General features: G+C 64.1%; 23 protein-coding genes, 1 tRNA gene and 1 pseudogene. 11 read left to right on the top strand and 14 right to left on the bottom strand.

Features of this window, described 5'->3' with window-relative positions:
- Window position 1 precedes the first annotated feature (1 nt).
- From I0K07_RS10050 to I0K07_RS10030, 5 genes are all read left to right on the top strand, one after another.
- Window positions 2-2,728 carry a DUF4159 domain-containing protein gene (locus tag I0K07_RS10050; RefSeq protein ID WP_203292959.1) on the top strand — a complete coding sequence of 909 codons (2,727 nt, stop codon included), beginning with the start codon at window positions 2-4 and terminating at the stop codon, window positions 2,726-2,728.
- A gap of 8 nt (window positions 2,729-2,736) precedes the next feature.
- On the top strand, window positions 2,737-4,785 hold the full coding sequence (locus tag I0K07_RS10045) for a glutamine amidotransferase (RefSeq protein WP_338041055.1): 2,049 nt from the start codon (window positions 2,737-2,739) through the stop codon (window positions 4,783-4,785).
- 79 nt (window positions 4,786-4,864) lie between these two features.
- Window positions 4,865-5,050: a hypothetical protein gene (locus I0K07_RS10040; protein ID WP_203292956.1), complete on the top strand. Its 186-nt coding sequence runs from the start codon at window positions 4,865-4,867 to the stop codon at window positions 5,048-5,050.
- Window positions 5,051-5,151: 101 nt separating this feature from the next.
- Complete coding sequence (locus I0K07_RS10035) at window positions 5,152-5,652, top strand: hypothetical protein (protein ID WP_203292954.1); 501 nt, start codon at window positions 5,152-5,154, stop codon at window positions 5,650-5,652.
- A 152-nt stretch (window positions 5,653-5,804) separates the two neighbouring features.
- The gene (locus tag I0K07_RS10030; RefSeq protein ID WP_203292952.1) at window positions 5,805-6,362 is read left to right on the top strand and encodes a hypothetical protein; all 558 of its coding nucleotides are present in this window, start codon (window positions 5,805-5,807) and stop codon (window positions 6,360-6,362) included.
- Here I0K07_RS10030 and queE read toward each other — a convergent pair.
- A complete protein-coding gene (gene queE, locus I0K07_RS10025) occupies window positions 6,359-6,991 on the bottom strand; it encodes a 7-carboxy-7-deazaguanine synthase (protein ID WP_203292950.1) in 633 nt (210 codons plus the stop codon). The genes I0K07_RS10030 and queE overlap by 4 nt on opposite strands.
- Window positions 6,988-7,701 (bottom strand): 7-cyano-7-deazaguanine synthase QueC, encoded by a 714-nt coding sequence (gene queC / locus I0K07_RS10020; RefSeq protein ID WP_203292948.1) that lies wholly within the window; start codon window positions 7,699-7,701, stop codon window positions 6,988-6,990. Before queC ends, queE begins: the two co-directional genes overlap by 4 nt.
- Window positions 7,702-7,739: 38 nt before the next feature.
- On the opposite strand from queC, the gene cutA reads away from it, so the two are divergent.
- The gene (gene cutA, locus I0K07_RS10015; protein WP_203292946.1) at window positions 7,740-8,063 is read left to right on the top strand and encodes a divalent-cation tolerance protein CutA; all 324 of its coding nucleotides are present in this window, start codon (window positions 7,740-7,742) and stop codon (window positions 8,061-8,063) included.
- Window positions 8,064-8,073: 10 nt separating this feature from the next.
- On the opposite strand, the gene I0K07_RS10010 is transcribed toward cutA, so the two are convergent.
- The 4 genes from I0K07_RS10010 to I0K07_RS09995 all read right to left on the bottom strand — a co-directional run bounded on the left by I0K07_RS10010 (window position 8,074) and on the right by I0K07_RS09995 (window position 11,159).
- On the bottom strand, window positions 8,074-8,334 hold the full coding sequence (locus I0K07_RS10010; protein WP_203292944.1) for a hypothetical protein: 261 nt from the start codon (window positions 8,332-8,334) through the stop codon (window positions 8,074-8,076).
- A gap of 121 nt (window positions 8,335-8,455) precedes the next feature.
- Window positions 8,456-8,532: transfer RNA gene (locus I0K07_RS10005), tRNA-Met, on the bottom strand.
- Window positions 8,533-8,629: 97 nt separating this feature from the next.
- Window positions 8,630-10,687 carry a methyl-accepting chemotaxis protein gene (locus tag I0K07_RS10000; protein WP_203292942.1) on the bottom strand — a complete coding sequence of 686 codons (2,058 nt, stop codon included), beginning with the start codon at window positions 10,685-10,687 and terminating at the stop codon, window positions 8,630-8,632.
- Window positions 10,688-10,823: 136 nt separating this feature from the next.
- On the bottom strand, window positions 10,824-11,159 hold the full coding sequence (locus tag I0K07_RS09995; RefSeq protein WP_203292940.1) for an energy transducer TonB: 336 nt from the start codon (window positions 11,157-11,159) through the stop codon (window positions 10,824-10,826).
- A 49-nt stretch (window positions 11,160-11,208) separates the two neighbouring features.
- Here I0K07_RS09995 and I0K07_RS15990 point away from each other — a divergent pair, with 49 nt between their 5' ends.
- Both I0K07_RS15990 and I0K07_RS09990 read left to right on the top strand, forming a co-directional pair.
- Window positions 11,209-11,340: a hypothetical protein gene (locus I0K07_RS15990; protein WP_275297514.1), complete on the top strand. Its 132-nt coding sequence runs from the start codon at window positions 11,209-11,211 to the stop codon at window positions 11,338-11,340.
- A 159-nt stretch (window positions 11,341-11,499) separates the two neighbouring features.
- Entirely contained in the window at window positions 11,500-12,570 is a 1,071-nt protein-coding gene (locus I0K07_RS09990) for a malate/lactate/ureidoglycolate dehydrogenase (RefSeq protein ID WP_203292938.1), read from the top strand.
- On the opposite strand, the gene I0K07_RS09985 is transcribed toward I0K07_RS09990, so the two are convergent.
- Window positions 12,567-13,061, bottom strand: coding sequence for an acyl-CoA thioesterase (locus I0K07_RS09985; protein WP_203292936.1), 495 nt, complete (start codon window positions 13,059-13,061; stop codon window positions 12,567-12,569). The two genes, I0K07_RS09990 and I0K07_RS09985, sit on opposite strands and share 4 nt — an antisense overlap.
- A gap of 240 nt (window positions 13,062-13,301) precedes the next feature.
- On the opposite strand from I0K07_RS09985, the pseudogene I0K07_RS09980 reads away from it, so the two are divergent.
- The 3 genes and pseudogenes from I0K07_RS09980 to I0K07_RS09970 form a co-directional block, all read left to right on the top strand.
- Window positions 13,302-13,940: pseudogene (locus I0K07_RS09980) on the top strand (AAA family ATPase); the annotation flags it as partial.
- A gap of 351 nt (window positions 13,941-14,291) precedes the next feature.
- Complete coding sequence (locus tag I0K07_RS09975; protein WP_203292932.1) at window positions 14,292-14,813, top strand: hypothetical protein; 522 nt, start codon at window positions 14,292-14,294, stop codon at window positions 14,811-14,813.
- Window positions 14,814-14,950: 137 nt separating this feature from the next.
- Window positions 14,951-15,340, top strand: coding sequence for a hypothetical protein (locus I0K07_RS09970; RefSeq protein ID WP_203292930.1), 390 nt, complete (start codon window positions 14,951-14,953; stop codon window positions 15,338-15,340).
- A gap of 9 nt (window positions 15,341-15,349) precedes the next feature.
- On the opposite strand, the gene I0K07_RS09965 is transcribed toward I0K07_RS09970, so the two are convergent.
- The 7 genes from I0K07_RS09965 to I0K07_RS09935 all read right to left on the bottom strand — a co-directional run bounded on the left by I0K07_RS09965 (window position 15,350) and on the right by I0K07_RS09935 (window position 20,433).
- The gene (locus I0K07_RS09965; protein ID WP_275297512.1) at window positions 15,350-15,985 is read right to left on the bottom strand and encodes an LON peptidase substrate-binding domain-containing protein; all 636 of its coding nucleotides are present in this window, start codon (window positions 15,983-15,985) and stop codon (window positions 15,350-15,352) included.
- 42 nt (window positions 15,986-16,027) lie between these two features.
- Window positions 16,028-16,582 carry an SRPBCC family protein gene (locus tag I0K07_RS09960; RefSeq protein ID WP_203292926.1) on the bottom strand — a complete coding sequence of 185 codons (555 nt, stop codon included), beginning with the start codon at window positions 16,580-16,582 and terminating at the stop codon, window positions 16,028-16,030.
- Between the two features lie 80 nt (window positions 16,583-16,662).
- Window positions 16,663-17,040 carry a curli-like amyloid fiber formation chaperone CsgH gene (gene csgH, locus I0K07_RS09955; RefSeq protein WP_203292924.1) on the bottom strand — a complete coding sequence of 126 codons (378 nt, stop codon included), beginning with the start codon at window positions 17,038-17,040 and terminating at the stop codon, window positions 16,663-16,665.
- Window positions 17,041-17,129: 89 nt separating this feature from the next.
- The gene (locus I0K07_RS09950; RefSeq protein WP_203292922.1) at window positions 17,130-17,642 is read right to left on the bottom strand and encodes a curlin-associated protein; all 513 of its coding nucleotides are present in this window, start codon (window positions 17,640-17,642) and stop codon (window positions 17,130-17,132) included.
- Window positions 17,643-17,846: 204 nt separating this feature from the next.
- Window positions 17,847-18,512: a hypothetical protein gene (locus I0K07_RS09945; RefSeq protein ID WP_203292921.1), complete on the bottom strand. Its 666-nt coding sequence runs from the start codon at window positions 18,510-18,512 to the stop codon at window positions 17,847-17,849.
- Window positions 18,513-18,623: 111 nt separating this feature from the next.
- Entirely contained in the window at window positions 18,624-19,520 is an 897-nt protein-coding gene (locus I0K07_RS09940; RefSeq protein ID WP_203292919.1) for a hypothetical protein, read from the bottom strand.
- 145 nt (window positions 19,521-19,665) lie between these two features.
- Window positions 19,666-20,433 (bottom strand): cell wall hydrolase, encoded by a 768-nt coding sequence (locus I0K07_RS09935; protein ID WP_238934752.1) that lies wholly within the window; start codon window positions 20,431-20,433, stop codon window positions 19,666-19,668.
- Window positions 20,434-20,544 lie beyond the last annotated feature (111 nt).

Genomic DNA, 20,544 nt, shown 5'->3' with positions numbered 1-20,544 from the left:
CATGTTTGCGCTCGGCCCTCTCTCCTTCGCCGCTCCGCTGGCCCTGGCCGGATTGCTGGCCCTGCCGGCACTCTGGTTCCTGCTGCGTGCCACACCGCCCGCCCCGCGCCGCGCGATCTTCCCGCCGCTGCGCCTCCTGCTGGGCGCTCCGGATGATGCGGAAACCCCGCAGCACGCGCCCTGGTGGCTGATCCTGTTCCGCCTGCTGATCGCCGCGCTGATCATTATCGCCCTGGCCCGTCCGGTCTGGACTCCGCCGAGCGTAGAGAATGAGACGCGTCCGGCGCTGATCGTGCTGGATAATGGCTGGGGCAGTGCGGCTGCCTGGAGTGATCTCCAGCGCGAAGCGAACCGCCTGATCGATGAAGCCGACCGCGAAGGCCGGCCGGTGGCCCTGGCCACGACAGCCGAGACCGGTCAGGCCCACCCGACCCTGCGCCTGGCCGATGCCGACACGGCGCGCCGCATCCTGGAAACCGCCGAGCCGCAATCCTGGCCGGCAGATCGGGACAATCTGGCTGATCGTGTCATGGCCGCCCGCGAGAATGGCGAGCTGGACGGCGAGCTGGCCGTGACCTGGCTGAGCGATGGTCTGGCCTCGCCGGATGATGCCCGCCTGGCGCGCACCTTGTCGCAATTGGGCGATCTGCGGGTGCTGGAACCCGATAGCGGACGCGCGGCCCTGGCGATTGCTCCGCCGGAAACCTCGGCTGACGGTTTCACGGTGGATGTGCGCCGCGCGCCGACCGATCTGCCGCGGACCGTGGGCATTACGGCCATCGGCAGTGATGGCCGCGCCCTGGCACGCCGCGATGTGACCATTGAGGCCGGGTCGGGCTCGGCAACGGCGAATATTTCCCTGCCGCTGGACCTGCGCAACCGGATTGCCAGCCTGCGCCTGGATGGCAGCGCGTCGGCCGCCGCCGTGCACCTGCTGGGCGATAGCTGGCAGCGTCCGCGCGTCGGCCTGATTGAACTGACCGCCCGCGATGGCCAGCCCCTCCTGTCCGATCTGCACTATATCCAGAGTGCCCTCACCGACCGGGCCGAGCTGATCCGCGGTCATCTCGACGACCTGCTGGCCGCCGAGCCTTCCATCCTGATCATGACAGACGAGGCGCGCTCTGATGATGAGCGTATCGAGACTTTCGTGAATGAAGGCGGTGTGCTGATCCGTTTTGCCGGCCCGCGTCTGGCCGCACGGGGTGATGATCTCCTGCCGGTTGAACTGCGTGAGGGCGGACGCCTGTTCGGTGGTGCGCTGAATTGGGAAGAGCCGCAGAACCTGGCCGACTTCCCGGCCGGTTCGCCCTTCTCCGGACTGCCGGTGGACCGGTCTGCGACCGTGGACCGCCAGGTCCTGGCTCAGCCGGGTTCGGCGACACCGGACAAGGTCTGGGCGCGGCTGGAAGACGGAACTCCGCTGGTGACGGCTGAACGCCGGGCCCGCGGCTGGATCGTGCTCTTCCACGTCACAGCGAGCCCGGAATGGTCCGATCTGCCACTGACCGGTCTTTTCCCGCGCATGATGCAGCGCCTGATGGGGCTGGCCCAGGGCAGTTCTGCGGCCACGCCGGCCAATGGTGCCTGGGTGCTGGATCGTGCGCTGGATGCGCAGGGCCAGCTGGCCAACGCCCCCGCCTCAGCCCGTCCGGTTCCGGCGGACGCCCTGGCGAATACCCGTCCGAGCCCGGCGACCCCGCCCGGCCTCTACCGGCTGGGACCAGCCTCCTCGGCTCTCAATGTCATCCAGGATGATACACGCGTGGAGGCCCTGCCCCGCGATCTGCCCGGTGCGGTCTTTGCCGGACTGGATGGTCCGCGCCCGATCCGCTTCGACGCCAGCCTGTTGGCGGCGGCCCTGGTCCTGCTGGCGCTGGATGTACTGGTAGCGCTTCTGCTGGCCGGACGCCTGGCCAATTTGCGGATCGGTGGCGCGGCAGCGGCCGTACTGCTGGGCCTGGCCGCCCTGCCCGGTGCCCCGCAGGCCCGCGCCCAGGATGCGCCCAGCGATGACAGTTTCGCCATGGAGGCCGCCCTCGCCCTGCGCTTTGCCTATGTGCGCACCGGTGATGCCGCACTCGACCAACGTAGCGAGGCCGGCCTGGTCGGACTGAGCCGCGAGATCACACGCCGCAGCGCGATGGAGCCGTCCGAGCCCATGGGCGTGAATATCGATACCGACCCGCTGCTCTTCTTCCCGCTGATCTACTGGCCGGTCGCGACGGACGCCCAGCCCCTGGCCCCGGAAACCGCGGAACGCGTCAGTGCCTATCTGCAATCGGGCGGGCTGATCGTGTTCGACACGCAGGATGCCGATGTCGCCATGCTGCGCGCCGGTGCGCCGCATCCTGGCCTGATCAATGTGCTGGAAAGCATCGATGTGCCGCCGCTGGCGCAGATCCCGCCGGATCATGTCCTGACGCGTGCCTTCTATCTGCTGCAGGAATTCCCGGGCCGCTATTCCGGCAGCCCGGTCTGGGTGGAAGCCAATCCCAACGGGGCTTCGCGCGATGGCACGTCCGGCGTGATCATCGGTGCGCATGACTGGGCTTCGGCCTGGGCCCAGGGTGATCGCGGTGAGGCCATGGCGCCCGTTGAGGGCGGCGAACGCCAGCGCGAAATGGCTGTGCGCTTCGGCGTGAACATCGCGATGTACGCGCTGACCGGCAATTACAAGGCCGACCAGGTCCATGTTCCCGACATTCTCGAGAGGCTGGGCCAATGAGTGCGAGTGTGACAGCTCTCGATTTTGCGCCGCTCCTGCCCTGGACGGTGATTGCCGGCCTGGCCGGGTTTGCCCTGCTGGCGACGCTGGCCGGTGCTCTGCAGCGCCTGTCCGGCTGGATCTGGCGCAGCCTGGCCATTGCCGGCATCACGCTGGTCCTGGCCAATCCCTCGCTGGTGGAAGAGGAACGCGATCCGCTGGCCGATGTCGCCATCCTGGTGACCGACCGCTCCGCCTCGATGAATGTGGGCGGCCGCAATGAAGCCGCCGAGGCGATGGCCGAAGCCCTGCGCCGGGAAGCCGAGAGCGATCCGCTGCTCGACCTGATCGAGGTGGAAGCCTCCGAGAGCGCCGATGGCACGATGCTGTTCGACGGGATCAATGCCGCGCTGGCCAGTGCGCCGCCGGACCGGATTGCCGGTGTGGTCGCCGTGACGGACGGCCAGATCCATGATGCGCCGTCCAGTCCGGACGCCATCAATCTGGACGCGCCCTTCCACCATGTCATGACGGGGGATGTCTCTGCCGGAGACCGCCGCCTGGTGATCGAGGAAGCCCCGCGCTACGGGATTGTCGGCAATACGGTGCAGTTCGTGATCCGCGTCGAGGATGAGTCGATGCAGGGCACGGCCATGGTGTCCTTCCGTTTTGAAGGCGGCGATCCGCAGACCCACCGCATCCCGATCGGCCGCTCCACCCGTGTGGAAGTGCCTGTGGAACGCCGCGGCCAGAATGTCATCGAAGCCGAGGTGGAAGCCGGACCGCAGGAGCTTTCCCTGATCAATAACCGGGCCGCGGTCTCGGTGAATGGTGTGCGTGACCGTCTGCGTGTCCTTCTGGTTACCGGCGAGCCGCACAATGGGGCCCGCGCCTGGCGCGACCTCTTGAAGTCCGACCCGTCCGTCGATCTCGTCCACTTCACCATCCTGCGGCCGCCAGACCGGCGGGACGCCACCCCGGTGGAAGAGCTGGCCCTGATCGGTTTCCCGGTCCAGGAACTCTTCGTGGAGCGTCTGAGCGAGTTCGATCTGGTCATTTTCGACCGCTATCGCCGGCGCAATATCATGCCGCCACTCTATTTCGACTATATCGCTCGCTATGTGGAAAATGGTGGGGCGCTGCTGGTGACGGCGGGTCCGCCCTTTGCCGGTGCGCCGAGCCTTTACCGCACGCCGCTGGCGGCTGTGCTGCCGGTGCGTCCGACGGGCTATATAACCGAGAACGGCTTCACGCCGGAAACCACCGATACCGGCATGCGCCACCCGGTGACCGCCGGTCTGGATGGTGGTGCCGAGACGCCGCAATGGGGCCGCTGGCTGCGCCACATCCATGGCACGGCGCTGGGCGGGGAAACCCTGCTGGAAACCCCGGACGGGGATCCGCTCCTCGTTGTGCAGCGCTCTGGCGAGGGCCGCGCCGCGATCGTGATGAGTGACCAGACCTGGCTCTGGGCGCGCGGCTTCGAAGGCGGCGGTCCCTATGCGGAAATGTTCCGCCGGGTCGCCCACTGGCTGATGCGCGAACCGGAACTGGATGAGGAACGCCTCACCGCCTTTGCCACGGATGGCGAGCTGCATGTCGACCGGGTCACCCTGGCCGACCAAGCCCCGCCGCTGGAGATCACCTGGCCCGATGGCCGGACCGACACGGCGACGATGGCGGAGATCGGCAATGGCCGCTATGAGACGCGCCTGTCGGCGGAAGGCTCCGGCCTGGTCCGCCTGCGCTCCGGCCAGCTGACCACTGTGGCCGCCCTCGGTCCGATCAATCCGGCGGAATATGCCGATCTGCGACCGACCCGCGATCTTCTGGAACCCTTCGTGGCCGCCGGGCTGGGCGGAAGCTTTGCCGTGGGCGATGGCGCCGACGCCAATCTGCCAAACCTGCGCCGTACGCGGGCGGGTGCCGACCAGGCCGGCCGCAACTGGCTCGGCCTGACCCGAAACGAGCGCTATATCGTGCGGACCTCCACCCGTATCCCGCTCCTGCCGGGCTTGCCGGTCGTGCTGGTCCTGGCCTTCCTGCTGGGCCTGGGCTGGTGGCGCGAGGGACGGTAGAGCCACGCGTCAGACTGTTTTCACCTTGCGGAAACCCGGTGCATGGCACACCGGACGCTGATCTGACCGGAGACCGATCATGCGCGCTGTCCGCGGCCTTGTCCTTGTTTGCCTTCTCGCCCCGCTCCTGCAGGGCTGTCTTGTCGTCGGGGCAACCGCACTGGCGGCCGATGTCGCGATCGGGACGGCCGGTGCGGCCGTCGGCGTGGCCGGCAAGGCCGTCGATGTCGTGATCCCGGACGGGGATGATGACGACGACCGCTAGGTCGCGCGAACCGATCCTTTCCAGGCTTTCATTTCACCTCCATGCCCGGCTCTGTTAACCTGCCCCTCGAGGGACGGGTTGCAGACGACAAGGAGGCGCACATGAAGCGCACCATCACTGCCTTTTTTGCCATGGCTGCCCTGACAGCCCCGACGCTGGCCGGTGAGCCGGTATCGATTGCCGAGATCCGTTTCGGCGAGGCGCTGCAGGAGAAGGCCGACGAGTACGGCCAGCGCGAGCTGGAGTATCTGGCCAGCGAAATGCGCGAAGCGCTCGAGCGGGAGCTGGGTGACCATCTCGGAGAGAACGGCCTCGTCCTGGATGTCGTCATCCTCGACGCCACGCCGAACCGTCCGACCATGGAACAAGCCGCCAGCCGCGGCCTGCACCATTCCTCCGTCTCGATCGGCGGTGCCAGCCTGGAAGCCCATCTGCTGGACGCCAATGGGGTCGAGCTGGAGAGCTATGCCTATTCCTGGCGCACCCATAATATCCGCGACGTGATCGGTTATTCGACCTGGACGGATGCCCGCCGGACGATCCGCCGCTTCGCCGATGATATCGGGGAAAGCATCGAGGAGCGGGACGCTTCCGGCTCCTGATTTCCGACGGACAAGTGATTGAAGAACGGGGCGTTTCCAGACGGAACGCCCCGTTTTTCTTGCGCAGTGCACAACAAGCTTCGCTCCACGGGCCTGCCGCCGCGTGCTAGGATTCCGACCATAAAGGGGGACGCGGATAGGAGGAGTGCAAGATGCGCATTCTCGCCGTTGTCCTGATGGGACTGACACTGTCATCCCAGGCCCTCTCGCAGGAAGCTTTCGACGCCCGCTATGAGAGCCTGGCACCCGGATCGATCGAGATCGGCCGGATCGGATATTCCGATGAATTACGCCAGAAGGCCGCCCTTCTGGGCGAAAGCGAATTGACGCGACTGGCCGGCTATCTCCGCGAAGACCTGGAGGCGGCCCTGATTTCCACCGACTGGCATGGCATCGCCCTGCAGGCGACCGTGCTGAACGTCACGCTGATCGATGTCGTGCCAAACCGGCCAACCCTGACCCAGCTGCAGCGCATGCCCAATCTGAGCTATGCCAGTCATACGCCGGGCGGCGCTGATCTGACGGCAGAGCTGGTCGATGAAAGCGGTGAAGTGATCGCCCGCTATACGTTCAGCTGGCACGATCCGGACGCGTCGAATGATGGTGACTCCGGTGTCTGGACGGATACGAGAACGGCCTTCGCCCACTTCTCCGAACGCCTGGTGCAAAGCCTGGGAGATGCCCCCATGCCGGGTCTGTCCGGCACCTAGTCGACGCCGATCCATTTATGGGTCTGCAGGCTGAGCGCCCAGGTCGGGTTCGCCAGGCAGTATTCAAAGGCGGCCTGGGCATTGGCCATCATGTCCGGCCCGTCCATGGGCTGGAGCGAGAAGCGGCGGAAATTCCAGCCGGTATAATCCTGCGGGTCCAGACCGGCCTGGGGATAGACGAGTTTGAGCTCATCGCCCGAGGTCTGGACGACCTTGGCCGTCCCCTTCGGGCTGACGGTAATCCAGTCGATCCCGTCCGGCGCGGCGATGGTGCCATTCGTCTCCACGGCGATCTCGAACCCGGCGGCATGCAGGGCGTCGATCAGGGGCGCGTCCAGCTGCAGCAAGGGCTCGCCGCCTGTACAGACAACCAGCTTGCGCCCCGGCGCATCCGGCCAATAGGCGCGAACATGGTCGACCAGATCCTGCGGCGTGGTGAAACGTCCACCGCCCGGCCCGTCCATGCCGACAAAATCCGTGTCGCAGAAATTGCAAACCGCAGTGTCCCGGTCCCGCTCCAGCCCGTTCCACAGATTGCAGCCGGCAAAGCGCAGGAAGACCGCCGGACGGCCCGCCTGGGCGCCCTCTCCCTGCACGGTCAGGAAGGTTTCCTTGACCGAATAGCTCATGCCGGAACCGAACCGGGCCAGGCCTGCCAGCCCTTGGCGCGCAGCTCGCACGCCGGACAGGTGCCACAGCCATAGCCCCAATCATGCAGCTCACCGCGTTCGCCGCGATAGCAGGTATGGGTTTGCGTGCGGATGATCTCGACCAGATCGGCCCCGCCCAGGCTCTCTGCCAGCGCCCAGGTCTCCGCCTTGTCCAGATGCATGAGCGGCGTTTCGACGGCCATGCCGGTATCCAGGCCCAGCGAGAGGGCGGATTGCATGGCGTCAATCGTGGTGCGGCGGCAATCGGGATAGCCGGAATAATCCGTTTCGCACATGCCACCGACCAGCACGCCATGCCCGCGGCGATAGGCCAGAGCGGACGCCACCGTGAGGAAGACAAGATTGCGGCCCGGCACAAAGGTGGACGGCAGGCCGGACGCTTCCATCTCGATCGCCCGGTCAGCCGTGAGCGCGCTGTCCGCGATGGCGCCATAGCCGGTCAGGTCAATCACGAAATCCTCGCCCAGCCGCTCACCGCCGTGCAGCTTGGCCATGGCGGCCCGCACATCCTGGCGGGCTTGCAGCTCAACACTGTGCCGCTGGCCATAATCGAAGCCGACGGTTTCGACACGCTCATAGCGGTCCAGTGCCCAGGCCAGGCAGGTGGCAGAATCCTGTCCACCGGAAAACAGGACAAGAGCGGAAGAGGCGGTCGATCGGGTCGTCATGAGCGGCTTATAATATGAGACCAGCAGGGATGACCATCATGCGTTTTACATGGATCTACACGACCTGGCCCGACACGGCCTCTGCCGAAGCGGCTGCCGGTGAGCTGGTGGAAGCCGGATTGTGCGCCTGCGCCAACCTGCTGCCGGGCATGATCAGCGTCTATCGCTGGGAAGGCACCATCGCAACCGCCAGCGAATGCGTAATGATCCTGAAGACGCAGGAGGCCCGCATAGACGCGCTGAAGGCCCGCATTCTGGCCCTGCACCCCTATGACACGCCCTGCCTGCTCGCCCTGCCCGTCGAGGCCGAGGCGAGCCATGCTGACTTCCTGCAATGGATTGCCGAGCAGACGGCTGGCTGAGTGACGCGGCCTAGTCGAACCGGTCCGGATCGATCTGGCGATAGACTTCGTGGGCCGCCTCGTCGAAGCCGCGGCGACGGCTGATGATCAGGATGGCCGACAGTCCGCCGCCCACAATGATGGACAGGACCGTGCCCAGGCCCAATGCGATCCAGCCATGCAGGCCCATGGACACCTCCGGCAGGCGGAAATAGCCAAAACCCAGATAGAGGCCGCAGGCCAGGACGGCGATGACGGCTACGCTGATCAAAAGGAATGTGGTTCGGGTCACGATCCGGGCCTCGCACGCTTGCTGGGCCTCTATGTAGACCAAAACGCCCGCAATTCACGCCTGACCCGCTGTGAAAGCGGATTTGTCGCAGGCGCAGTATCGATGTTTTCGGAGGGGAAAGTGGTGGCGAGGGAGAGACTTGAACTCTCGACCTCACGATTATGAGTCGTGCGCTCTAACCAGCTGAGCTACCTCGCCACGCGATGTCTCTCCCATGCGGGAGAGGGACGCCATATACGCGTAGCGCCCGCGACTGGCAAGCCGCGGGCGCTACCCGATTTCAGTTGTGTGCAGTCTAGGCGGCGCGCACTTCCTGCAGGAATTGCTCGACGGCCGTTTTCAGCTCACCGGACTGGCGGGACACGGCCAGGGAGGCTTCCAGAACCTCGCCTGCGCTCTCGCCGGTTTCCGAGGTCGCCTGGTCAACTTCCTGGATGTTGGAGAACACGTCGCGCGTGCCGTCAGCGGCTTCCTGGGCCGAGCGGGTAATCTCGCCGGCAGCCGCCCGCTGCTCTTCCATGGCGGCAGCAATCGCGGTGGCGATCTCGCTCATCTCGTGGATCGTGCCACCGATCGAGCCCATGGCTTCGACAGCCTTGGCCGTGGCGCTCTGGATACCGCCGATATGCTCGGAAATATTCTGCGTCGCGGCACCGGTCTGGCTGGCCAGGGCCTTCACTTCAGAGGCCACGACCGCGAAACCCTTGCCGGCTTCACCGGCGCGGGCCGCCTCGATGGTCGCGTTCAGGGCCAGCAGATTGGTCTGCTCGGCAATGTCATTGATCAGGTTCACGATATTGTCGATCGACTTGGCCGCATCATCGAGACGCTGCACATCGCCATTGGTCTGTTCGACCTGGTCCACGGCGGAACCGGCAATCTCCGTCGAGCGAGCAATCTGCTGGGAGATCTCGCCAATGGAGGACACCATTTCCTCAGCCGCAGCGGCCACGGTCTGGACGTTCTGGGAGGCACCTTCGGAGGCCTGGGCCACAGCGGCGGACTTGCCGGTCGTGGCAGCCGCGGTCGAGCTCATGGCACGAGCCGCGCTTTCCATGCGGGACGCCGCTTCGCCAACCTGGCCGATCGCATCGGACGAGGCCTGTTCAAAGGCCTGGATCAGGCTTTCGACAGCGGCCGACCGCTTCTCTTTCATGCGGCGCTCGGCTTCGGTCTCGGCTTCCAGACGCTCGCGCTCCTTGGCGTTCTGGCGGAACACATCCACCGAGCGCGCCATGTCGCCGATCTCGTCATTGCCCGGGGTGAAGCCCAGATTGACGTCCGCATCGCCTTCAGCCAGGGCGCGCATTGTGCGGGCCATCGCGCTCAGGCGCTGCAGCAACATATTGTTGACGTAGAACCAGCCGATCGCCGTAGCGACCAAGAGGCCGATAATGGCAATGGCAATCATCAGGACGCGACCGGCGGTCACGGCACCATTGGCAGCGTCTGTGGCGTTTTCAACGCGCGTGTTCACGGCTTCCTTGAAGGCATGGACATTCGCGACAAGGTCTTCTGCGGCGAAGCGCGCATCGTCGGCCACGATCTCAGCGGCGGCAACGGCGGCAATCTCAGCCTTGCGGAGCTCGAAAATCCCCTCATCACCATCGCCGAACGCGATCAGCGTATCAGCCTGGCCGCGCATCACGTCGGAGACGATCGGGCCCAGAATGGCGAGGTTCACATCCAGTTCGCCGACAGCTTCATCCCAGAAGTCATAAACGCCGTCCACGTCCGGATTGGTCGCGGCGATATCAACTTCCGTGTACTGGATCAGCATCTGGTTGGCGGCCAGCAGAGCCCGCAGAAGGCTCTCGATATCCGCCTCATCGCTGGAATCCAGCGCGTTTTCAACGCTGGCAGCAAAATTGGTCCGGGCCGTGCGCGCAGCAGCGGTTGCGTCATATCGCTGGTCACGGATCTGCAGTCGGCGGTCGACCACATCATTCATGCCTTCGACCAATTCGGACATTTCCGCGACCGAAGCGGCAAGCTCAGCCGTCTCTTCAGAACCCGACAGGCGTTGCAGGTTCGCAAGATCGCTGGTCAGGCTGTCGCGCAGTTCCACGACCCGTGCGTAATTGTCCTGGCGAGCCAGAACCGTCGGGGACAGGGAAAACGCGTTGAGCGCTTCGGACAGGCCCTGGGTGTTTTCGCTGAGCGCGTCCACAGCCTGAATTTCGGGGATGGCCCGTTCAGCGATCTGTTCCACAGCGCTATTGGCCGAATTAAAGCCGGAAATGCCGACGACCGCAGAGATCAGCGTCATGGCCGATGCCAGACCGAAGGCCGCCAGGAGGCGGACCCGGATACTGGAAGTTTTGTCGAGAAACTTGGCGAGCACAGAATTCATTACGGCGGCCCCTTAGGGTTAATGGCCTTGGACAATAAAGATACGGCGACGCTACCGCGCCGCCGTAAATGAATTCTTATTATGCTTTACGCGTTTCAGTTCTGACGCTGAATTGCGTTTTATTTCCGGGTCTTGGTTAGCCGCCCAGATTGAAGTCAAAGCGCTGTTGAACGCCTTCCGTGGCCGCAGCAGCCGGGGCATAGGCCCAGCCTTCAATGGCGCGGAGCACGGCGCGGTCGAACACGCCTTCCGGATTGGCTTCAACAACGGTTGCATTCTCGACAGCGCCGTCGGCATTCACGGTGTACTCGACCACCGCATAGCCTTCGATGCCGCGACGTTCAGCACCACGCGGATACTCCGGTGCCTCAACAGCCGTACGCTCGCGATCATCCTGCGCCATCGCCGGAGCCGCAGAAAAAGCCATGGCCGTCATTGCGGCCGCCAGGAACATTTTGCCCGTATTGTTCATAGACTTACCCTTCATCCGATAGTCTGTGGCACTGCCCGGGATTTTCCCCGTGTTCGAGCGCCGTCCTGATTTCGTGCGGGTCATTGCTGCCCGACGTGATGAAGAATGCCCCAAAGCTCTTGCCAAACGCTTAAGTGCGATTCGTTTTTTGCGCTTTATCGCAGAATATTTTTTTGCGTAATTTCAATATGTTGTGGGAAATGTTCGTCAAAAATTAGGTTACTGTGCCAAAACGCGACACATCGCGACCGCATTCTTGGTTAACAAACCGCTAAGCGGTTAAAATACTTTCGAATTAAATTTCCCGGGTCCGGACAAGCCTGTCCGCCGAAGGAGCCCCATGATTGAATACCGGTTCGACAAGACGGAATTGGAGGGCTTTGCCACAGCCCTGTTGGAAGCCGCCGGCGCCCGTCCGGATGATGCGGTCTGCGTTGCCGCCCATCTCGCTGACGCCAATCTGAAAGGTCATGACAGCCATGGCGTCGGCCTCCTGCCCGCCTATGTCCGCCATGCCCGAAAGGGCTTGGTCACGCTGGACGCCGAAGACAGGGTCATCCAGGAAACCGCGGTTATCCTGCAAATCGATGCCGGCGGCGGCTGGGGCGCGCCCAGCGGCTTCCGGCTGACCAAGCGCGCCTGCGCCATGGCCCGGGAACAGGGCCTGGCCGCGGCCACGATTGGCAATTGTCACCATCTGGGTCGTATCGGCGCCTATGCGGAACGCGCGGCGGCGGAAGGACTGGCCTCGCTCCACTTCGTCAATGTCACGGATCACGGGCCGCTGGTTGCGCCCTATCGGGGGTCGGATGCCCGTTTCGGGACCAATCCGGTCTGTATCGGCTATCCGGCCGCCGGCAAGCGTCCGGCCTTTCTGCTCGATATCGCCACCAGCCAGATCGCCCTGGGCAAGGTACGCGTCGCCGCCAATCGCGGGACACGGGTCCCCACCGGCAGCCTGATTGACGAAAAGGGCATGCCCACAACCGACCCGACCGGCATGGCCGGGTTCGAGTTCAAGGGTGCCCTCACCCCGATGGGCGGACACAAAGGCTATGGCCTGGCTTTCGCCGCGGAGATCCTGGCCGGAGTCCTGTCCGGCTCCGGCACGATCCAGCCGGGCAATCCGCGCCGCGGTGGCCTGCAGAACCGGATGTTCTCTGTCTATATCAATCCGGAGAAGTTCGGGGATCCGGACTGGATGGAGACCGAGGTCCAGGCGATGGCCGACTATGCCCTCGCCTCACCGCTGATGGATTGGGACAGCCCCGTCCTCTATCCCGGCGATCCGGAACGCGCGATGGCTGGCAAGCGGACCCGGGAGGGCATTCCGCTGGATGAGAAGACCTGCAGCCTGCTGAATGAGGCGGCGGAGAAGCTGGGGCTGGAGACGCGGCTGGAAAACGCCTAACCCAGCTCCACTCCCACCAGACCGAACGGGTCCAGTATTTCGTCCGTGATGCGGACGGGGCGTTTGGTCTGTTTGTCGATACAGCACCATTCGGTGACCGAGCGGGAGGAATAGCGCTTGGCGCCCGGTTTGCGGATATCGACATGACGGTCGAAGCGCGGGCCGTGGATCTTTCCGAACCAGGTGCGGATCTCGGCCTGTTCGCCGGGCAGGATCGGATCGCGGTATTCGATCGTGTGTTTGAGGGCGATCCAGAAATAGCGATCATCCAGGTCTTTCGGCGCGACCGCGTTCCAGTGCGTGATGGCGATGTCCTGCACCCAGCGCAGATAGACGACATTGTTCACATGGCCGAGTACGTCGAAATCGCCCGGGCCCGGCTCGACCCGGCGCACGAGGGCCGTCTCGAAGGACGCCGCACCAATACCCTCACCCGGAACCGCCTGGTCGGGGCCGATGATTCCGGCCAGCTGGATGGTGGCGTCGTCCATGCCTGTCTCCTTCGCACCTGCACAATACATATAGGCAAGACCGCCGGGGTGTGAAGCGTATGGCGGGCATGCACGCCCGGCACCCCATGCGTGGCAAAGATCGCAATCGCCTAAAATCACGCGCAAATTCGCTTCAAATCCGGCGGCGCGGCTTATCCAGCGCGCAAGACATGTTCGATTTTAATGGACATCACGCACCAAGGGGATCGGCCCGAAGGCGGTCGGCATAAGAGGTGGATGATGACCGAGGAAGACCCGAATAATCGCTGCCAGGTCGTTGTGTTCGCGTCCCAGAAAGGGGGCTCGGGCAAGACGACTGTTTCGGCCCATATGGCCGTTGAGGCTGAACGCGCCGGCGCCGGCCCCGTGGCCCTGATCGACACCGACCCGCAGGGTTCGATGGCGAAATGGTGGAATGCGCGGTCCAGCGACACGCCCGCCTTTGCTCAGATTTCGGTTCCCGACCTGGCCCGCGACATCAAGGTCCTGGCCAAGGCCGGCTATCGTCTGATCATCATCGACACGCCGCCGGCCGTGACCTCGACGATTGCTGAAGTGATCACCCATGCTGATCTGGTCGTGGTGCCGACCCGACCCAGCCCGCATGATCTGCGCGCTGTCGGTCCGACGGTGGACATCGTCCAGATGCAGGGCAAGCCGCTCGTCTTTGTCGTGAATTCGGCCACCGCCCGGGCACGGATCACCGGCGAGACCGCCGTGGCCCTGTCCCAGCACGGAACCGTTGCTCCGATTACCCTGCATCACCGCGTCGACTTTGCTGCCTCCATGATTGATGGCCGCACGGTGGGCGAAGTGAATGAGGCGAGCCGGTCTGCCGAGGAAGTTGCCACCCTGTGGCGCTATTTCGAGGACCGGCTGATGCGGATGCGCGGCGACAAGCTGGAAATTATGGGCCACCCGCCCCGGAGGACGTTCGAACAGGACATTCTCACACCTGCCTCGGCCGGCATGGCTACCAGCGATGAGGATGATGAAGAATTCCGCATCGAGAACCAGCCAGGCTATGCCCTGCCGGGACAGGCCCCGAGCTTTGGCGCGACGCCCCCGCCCACTGCGGACGCAGCACCACCGCCGCCCCCTTCAAATTCCAATTGGGACGGGATCGACCGGCGCAAGTCGGACATGGGCCCGCCCAAGGGACAAGCAGACCGGCGCCGGGCGCACCAGCCCTTCGGCCGCCGCCACATGGCATAGGGAGACGATACGATCATGGCCAAATATGCCAGCCTCCACGCCGGGCTGCTCGCCCGTAAGGGAGAAGCCTCCCCTGCCATCCCGTCCAGTTTTGCCGGAGCCAGCTATGTCGACGCACCCTCGCCGGATGCTTCCCCTATGCCGGCCAGGTCAGCCTCCCCAAAGGCTGAAGCAGACCCGCGCCGCAGCCTGCTGCAGCGGCGTGACATAGAAGCTCCGGACACGCCGCAGCCACTCCTGGCGCGCAAACCCGTACCCCCTGTCGAGCCCGCCGCCCCGGCGCAGCCCGACGAACAGGCCCGGGGTTGCTGCGGCGCTCAGCTTGAACTGCCGGATGATCCGCATGCCGGCATCGACCGGGCGGCCCGCGCTCAGGTCCGCCTGACCCAGGAGCAAAAACGTCGCCTGCGTACGGTTGCCGTCCAGATGAACTGGCCCCAGCAACGCATCCTCTCAGACGCGCTGGACGACTGGCTGGACCGTTTGTGCGAGGGTCAAATGAGCAATTGCGCCTGCCTCAGGGCCCGCCCGGAATAGCGCTACCCGCTCACGCATGACGGATATGCGGGCCATTTTTTGGCCCGCGCCCGGTTTCGCCACATTCCCGGCATGTTTATCCTTACAAAGCGCGCTCTCGCGGCCAAGAGGGGGTCGTGGCAGCACGGAGGGTTGGTTTGACCCGATCCTATTCGATGGAAGGCGTGGATATGCGGATCCACGGCAGCGTATTGGAAATCCGCACCGAGGGTGAGCGCACTCACTCAAACGGTTCGGCTGCCGCCAATACGTTCGAAAGCTTCCTGACGGCAATGGATCCACCGGCCGTGCTGTTCGATATACGCGGTGCCCACTATCTGTTCTCTGATCTGGAATGGCAGGAGCGCGCCCGCTCACTGGCGCGCATGTGCCAGGGACGCGTGATGTCCGTCGTTGATCGCGATGACCAGTCAGAACAAACGCGTCTTGTGCTTGAAATCCACCGGGAACGGGGTGGCAAGGGACGGGTTTTCCGCTCCCGCGCCAAAGCGCTTCAATGGCTGGAAGACATGGTTGCCCGGACCTGATCGGCCCAATTACTGGACGGGACCGTCAGCGCCTCCGGCCAGATGTTCCGCCAATATGGTCTCCATCGTGACCAGGCGCTCAGCCGAATTTTCCGCTTCCAGCAATTTCTGCTTTTCCGCCGCAGCGAAGGGCGCGATCATCGACAATTGGTCGACCAGCGTCACCAAGGGTGCCGCACCAACACTTTCCCAATCCGCCGCAACATGCTCGACCTGGAACCAGGCCTGGAGCATCTGCACCAGCCGGCCCCGATCTCCCTCGATCTCCGAGCGCGGTTCGAGGTCCTGGCTGAAGGGCGTGTAGTCCGGCCGTGCGACCCGGTAGGGCGTCGGCGTCTCCAATTCCTCGGTCAGCACGAAACGGCTGACGCCTTTCAACGTGATCAGATAGCGGCCGTCCGGGGTTTCATCGAAATGCACGAGCCGCCCGGCCCCGCCGATCCGGCTCAGCGTCGGCTTGTCCGGCGTGCCGCCCTGGCGGGTCTGGATGATCCCGATATGACCACTGCCCTGCCGGACATCATCGAGCATGTTGAGATAGCGCGGCTCGAACACGTTCAGCGGCAGGAACTCACCAGGCAGCAAAATGGCTCCGCCCAGGGGAAAGAGCGGCAATTGATCTGGAAGGGCTTTACTCTCGGTCATGCTTTTGAGATAGGGCGCGATCGGTGATCCGCCAAGGCCGGTCTATTCCGCGAAAGCACTGCAGGGCATGTCCGGACGCTCATGACAGCCCGCCTCGACATAGGGTTTCAGCCGGCCTTCGATGAAATGCACCCAGACCTGACGCACCACACCAGCCAGCTCGGCATCCACATCACCCATCATGGCCAGATCGATACGAAACACCGTGGTGTCCGGCGTATCGCCTTCACTCAGCGTCCAGCTGGACACCAGATCCACAGCCCGGCCGGACAGGCCCAGCGGGCCGTGCAGGCGCAATTGTTCCGGGGCGCGCACGAAAATCACGCGCGCATGCAGGGTGCCATTGTCGGACCCGTCCTGGAAACGCTCATAGAAACGCCCGCCGATCTCCGGCTCGATCACCATTTCCGCCGGATCCGGCCAGAAGGAATGATCCCACCATCCGGTCACATCGCCGGTCGCCGCGTCGAACACGGTTTCCCGTGGCGCGTCGATCTCCACCGTGATGGAGGCGTTGAAGCCCTGGACCTCGAACGGTTCGAGCGGTTGGGCCTCCTGCAAGGAAACAAGGAGAAAGGACGCAATAAAAGCCAGCATGACGGAACCCCCATGAGTTTCCCGTCACACTAGCTGTCTGGCCAGGCTTCGCCTAGCGAGGGTCGCTTGGAAACGCCGCCTCAGACCTCGAGCCGGTCGGAACAGACCGCCAGGCCGTCAGCATCCCACACGGTCAGCCGTGCAGAGACGGAATATCCGGCATAGATCTCCATCTCGGAGAGAACCGGGTCACCGGTTTCCAGGAATTCCACATCCCCGCTCTGGGAGATGTCAAAACCGCCGCCGCCGGTCGACTGGGTCACCAGAAGCGACCAGCTGCTGGCCGAGGAAAGCTCATTCCACGCCGTCAGGACAAACCCGTCGGCATTGTCGGCCCGGTCAATGCCACAGGCCGGCGCAAAGTCGGGGGCAAGTGCCGGGTCCAGCTCAGCTTGGGCGGAAACGAAAAGGCCGGTCGCCGCGGCGATCGAGGCAAAAAGTGCAAGTTTCACAGACATGACAGCCTCCTTTGCTGCCGGGGGTTAGAGGTCTGGGCGGACCGGCCGGAACCGGGGGACACAACGCGCCCCCCGGGGACCGGTTCGGATCAGTGCTCGCCCTGGATGACGAGGGTCACATTGCCGCTGCCCGTCTGGCGGACCGTGGCGGTCTGGCCGTTGCCGACCTGGATCACGCCGGCGGCATTGTTGGAGCCGTACTGATCGGTGACGGCGTAATTGTTGCGGCCCATCTGGGCGATGCCCGAGATATTGCGATTGCCGGTCTGGACGCTGGCGCCGTAATTATTGCGGCCCTGCTGACCGATCACGGCGTCATTGCGGCGGCCATACTGGTCGACATGGGCCTGGTTGTAGCGGCCCGTCTGACCCACCGTGGTGCCATTGCGGGCGCCATCCTGGATCACCGTGACATACTGGCGGTCACCATTCTGGTTGATCACCATGCGCTGGCGATAGCCATTCTGGCGGCCGGCGATCTCATTCTGATAGCCCTGCTGGGCGACGCTGACGCGATTGCGCGACTGGGCCTCTGCAGCCCCAACCGTACCCATGACCGAAATCGCCGCGAGGGCGCTGGCGATGAAAAGACGGGTCTTCATGATCGATACTCCATTCTGTGTCTGGCCGACGCCCTGTGCATCGAAGCCTGACCCTGTTCTAGCGAGGCGCGGATGAGTGGTTGCTGAGCGGGATATTCATAATCGAACCAGCTAGATGAACGGATTTCCGGCTTTCGTTCATAAAAGAAAGGCCCGAGCCGGACAGGCTCGGGCCACAAGGGGCGGGAGAACAGGAAACGGGGATCAGTCGTCGTATCGGCACTGGGCCGGACGGGCACTGCGCAGACGTTCACACTGGGCGCGGGTAAGCGTGTATTGGCGCTGCGGCTGGACCTGGCGCGCGGCGGGCCGTTGCCCGGGCTGCTGGACCACGGCGCCGTACTGGTTATAGCGGGAGGCGCTGGGCGACGGGCGCTGCGGCGGATCGGCTGCCGCCTGCATCAGGCTCATCGGCATGATCGAGACCTGCCGCGTCGAGCAGACCAGGCGTCCGCGATCATCATAGACCTGGAGCGAGCCTTCCAGATGCGCGTCCTGGCCCAGTTCCGCATCGCGCAGCTCATGCATGCCGCGATAACCATTGGGAACCGCATAGCCCAGGGCAAACGGGTTGCGGGCCAGCGTCGTATCGCGCGGACCACCGCCGGAGAAACGGCCGCTCAGATTGATGTCGACCTGGCTGGTCGGGATCGCCTGGTAGAGCGTGAAACGGTAGGAGCCACTCAACGCGCGATCCGCCTTGGCCATGGCAACACCACCGGCATTGCTCATATAGACCTGAATGCCGCAATCGGCATTGGGGTGAAGATCGATACCGGAGGGCAGCTGGGCCTGGGCCGGCGCGGCGAAACCGGCCAGCAGTCCGGCCGAAACCAGGGCCGCGGTCAATTGGCTCTTCATCGTGCGCATCATTCGCTCCTGTGTGCAGGCCCGTTGCGGGCGTTGCAGACACATCTAGCGAATGGGGGATGAGTTGAGCCTGAGCGGCGGGTTCAGCCCGCGTTCATACAAACCGCGCGGTCAGGCGCGGGCGACCTGCTCACGATAGGAGCGGTCTTCCTCGCTGGCTTGCGGCAGCAGGATGGACGCTTCCACCGTATTGCCCACGCCGAGATAATTGACCTGGGTAAAGCCCATCGACTTGGCCAGCTTGATCCCCTTGCCGCGATAGCCGGCGCGCGCGGGATTGGCCATTTCAGCCGTTTCCGCATCAATCCCCTCGCCATCATCCTGGATGACGAAAGTCAGGGCTTTCAGGCCGCGATGCACGCTGAGGCGGACACGGCGATCGGAGAATTCCGGCTCATCCATCCGTTTGGCCAGCTTGCGGGCCCAGGACCCGTCAGCGAGCCCTTTGGCTTTCTCCGTGGCATCAAAGCCGAGATTGCCGTGTTCGATGGCGTTCGCGAGCAGGACGTAAAGGCCGACGCTGGTCGCACACGGCTCCGGACAGGCCCGGCCCAGGAAGACCGAGACGTCGCGCGCCTGTTCCAGCGTCTGCACAGAGAACTCGCCACTGGCGAGCGCAGTGATGGCGCCCAGACCGACATCACGGCTGGCCGGGACCGCCATGGCGTATTCACGATAGGCGCGCAGGCCTTCGATCGCATTGGTCAGCGTGCCCGCATCGGTATCGGCATCGAGAAACACGTCTGCGCCTGAACGGCGGGCATTGCCGGTCACCCAGAGCGAATGCTGCATGGGCGCGGCATTGGTCTTGGCCTCGGCGAGACGTTTGCCATTGGCATCATCCGCAACGACGAGCGCGACCGGACCTTCATCATCCATGGTCGGGCCCATATAGACCGTCATGCCCAACCCCTTCGCCAGCGCGCGGGACACCACGCGCGTGCGATTGCTGTCGGTCATGCACAACCAGATGCGTTCCGGTGTCTGATCGAGATCGGCGAGGGCCATGCGCTCTCCGCGGATTGCAAATTCAAGCGTTTATGGTTTCCGCACAGTATCGGCACAAGACATTAACAATGACTATCGCGCGCTGAGGAGGAAAAGGACCCGTCCTGCGCGAAGTTCAGCCAATCATGTCAGGAAGGTCAAAGACCTAGGCGTCGCGCTCGCGGACGATACCGGCTTCGCGTTCCCGGCGGGTGGCGAAACGGTAGAAGATGTGCGTGCCGATCCGGCGGGTGCGGACCAGGCTTTCATTCCAGTACGGATCCACGGCCACCGTGTGATAGTGGGTGGCGCGGCGCGTCACATCGCGGCCAAAGCCGAGATAGGCGTGCTGGGCGACCAGCTGGGACCGGCGCCAGGCATTGCCGCGCGGCGCCCGGATCAGGGAGCCGTCACAGGTGAAGGTGAACTGGCAGCCCGTGGTGCGCTCGGAACCCTCATAGACCACGTCACAAATCGTGTCGGGATAATTGCGGTTGCGCACCCGGTTCAAAACGACCTGGGCCACGGCCAGCTGACCGACAATGCCCTCGGAGCGGGCTTCGTAATAGACAGCCTCGGCCAGGCAATCGATTTGCGCGGTGATATCGGCCGCGTGATCAAAGTGAGTGGTATCGAACGTGCGCAGATCATCCAGCGAGCGCACCGTCAGGACCGCGCCTTGCAGCGGGTCGGAGGCCAGGGAGATCGAGGCGATGCGGACCAGTTCAGCCGAGGTGTCGGCATCCAGCGTGTCACCGCGATCCAGATACTGCGAGGCCAGACGCTGCCATTGCAGGGTCTCGTCCTGAACACGTGCGCGCTCGGAGGCGAGATTCATGACCAGGATGGACATCGCGCACAGCACCAGCGCCGCCAGCATATAGAATGCTGTCGCCACTTGTTTCTGCTGGCTGCGGGCTTCGTCCAAGTTCATGGAACTCTTTCCTGCCGGTCTTCGTTCTTGCGTTCGGTTATGACCGAATCACTCTGTGGATTCTGCTAATGTACCACTAAAAAGCGGCACCCCTTTGCCATGCAAAGAGCG

Source organism: Maricaulis parjimensis (assembly GCF_016817355.1).
Classification (GTDB): Bacteria; Pseudomonadota; Alphaproteobacteria; order Caulobacterales; family Maricaulaceae; genus Maricaulis; species Maricaulis parjimensis.
Note: the sequence above shows the minus strand (reverse complement) of the source record. Positions and strands in the feature narration are given on the sequence as shown.

What these genes read in the sequence shown, in the direction of transcription:
- I0K07_RS10050 (WP_203292959.1), top strand. Translation starts at nt 2, where the DNA reads ATGTTTGCGCTCGGCCCTCTCTCCTTCGCCGCTCCGCTGGCCCTGGCC.
- I0K07_RS10040 (WP_203292956.1), top strand. Translation starts at nt 4,865, where the DNA reads ATGCGCGCTGTCCGCGGCCTTGTCCTTGTTTGCCTTCTCGCCCCGCTC.
- I0K07_RS10035 (WP_203292954.1), top strand. Translation starts at nt 5,152, where the DNA reads ATGAAGCGCACCATCACTGCCTTTTTTGCCATGGCTGCCCTGACAGCC.
- I0K07_RS10030 (WP_203292952.1), top strand. Translation starts at nt 5,805, where the DNA reads ATGCGCATTCTCGCCGTTGTCCTGATGGGACTGACACTGTCATCCCAG.
- queE (WP_203292950.1), bottom strand. Translation starts at nt 6,991, where the DNA reads ATGAGCTATTCGGTCAAGGAAACCTTCCTGACCGTGCAGGGAGAGGGC.
- queC (WP_203292948.1), bottom strand. Translation starts at nt 7,701, where the DNA reads ATGACGACCCGATCGACCGCCTCTTCCGCTCTTGTCCTGTTTTCCGGT.
- cutA (WP_203292946.1), top strand. Translation starts at nt 7,740, where the DNA reads ATGCGTTTTACATGGATCTACACGACCTGGCCCGACACGGCCTCTGCC.
- I0K07_RS10000 (WP_203292942.1), bottom strand. Translation starts at nt 10,687, where the DNA reads ATGAATTCTGTGCTCGCCAAGTTTCTCGACAAAACTTCCAGTATCCGG.
- I0K07_RS09995 (WP_203292940.1), bottom strand. Translation starts at nt 11,159, where the DNA reads ATGAACAATACGGGCAAAATGTTCCTGGCGGCCGCAATGACGGCCATG.
- I0K07_RS09990 (WP_203292938.1), top strand. Translation starts at nt 11,500, where the DNA reads ATGATTGAATACCGGTTCGACAAGACGGAATTGGAGGGCTTTGCCACA.
- I0K07_RS09985 (WP_203292936.1), bottom strand. Translation starts at nt 13,061, where the DNA reads ATGGACGACGCCACCATCCAGCTGGCCGGAATCATCGGCCCCGACCAG.
- I0K07_RS09975 (WP_203292932.1), top strand. Translation starts at nt 14,292, where the DNA reads ATGGCCAAATATGCCAGCCTCCACGCCGGGCTGCTCGCCCGTAAGGGA.
- I0K07_RS09965 (WP_275297512.1), bottom strand. Translation starts at nt 15,985, where the DNA reads ATGACCGAGAGTAAAGCCCTTCCAGATCAATTGCCGCTCTTTCCCCTG.
- I0K07_RS09960 (WP_203292926.1), bottom strand. Translation starts at nt 16,582, where the DNA reads ATGCTGGCTTTTATTGCGTCCTTTCTCCTTGTTTCCTTGCAGGAGGCC.
- csgH (WP_203292924.1), bottom strand. Translation starts at nt 17,040, where the DNA reads ATGTCTGTGAAACTTGCACTTTTTGCCTCGATCGCCGCGGCGACCGGC.
- I0K07_RS09950 (WP_203292922.1), bottom strand. Translation starts at nt 17,642, where the DNA reads ATGAAGACCCGTCTTTTCATCGCCAGCGCCCTCGCGGCGATTTCGGTC.
- I0K07_RS09945 (WP_203292921.1), bottom strand. Translation starts at nt 18,512, where the DNA reads ATGCGCACGATGAAGAGCCAATTGACCGCGGCCCTGGTTTCGGCCGGA.
- I0K07_RS09940 (WP_203292919.1), bottom strand. Translation starts at nt 19,520, where the DNA reads ATGGCCCTCGCCGATCTCGATCAGACACCGGAACGCATCTGGTTGTGC.
- I0K07_RS09935 (WP_238934752.1), bottom strand. Translation starts at nt 20,433, where the DNA reads ATGAACTTGGACGAAGCCCGCAGCCAGCAGAAACAAGTGGCGACAGCA.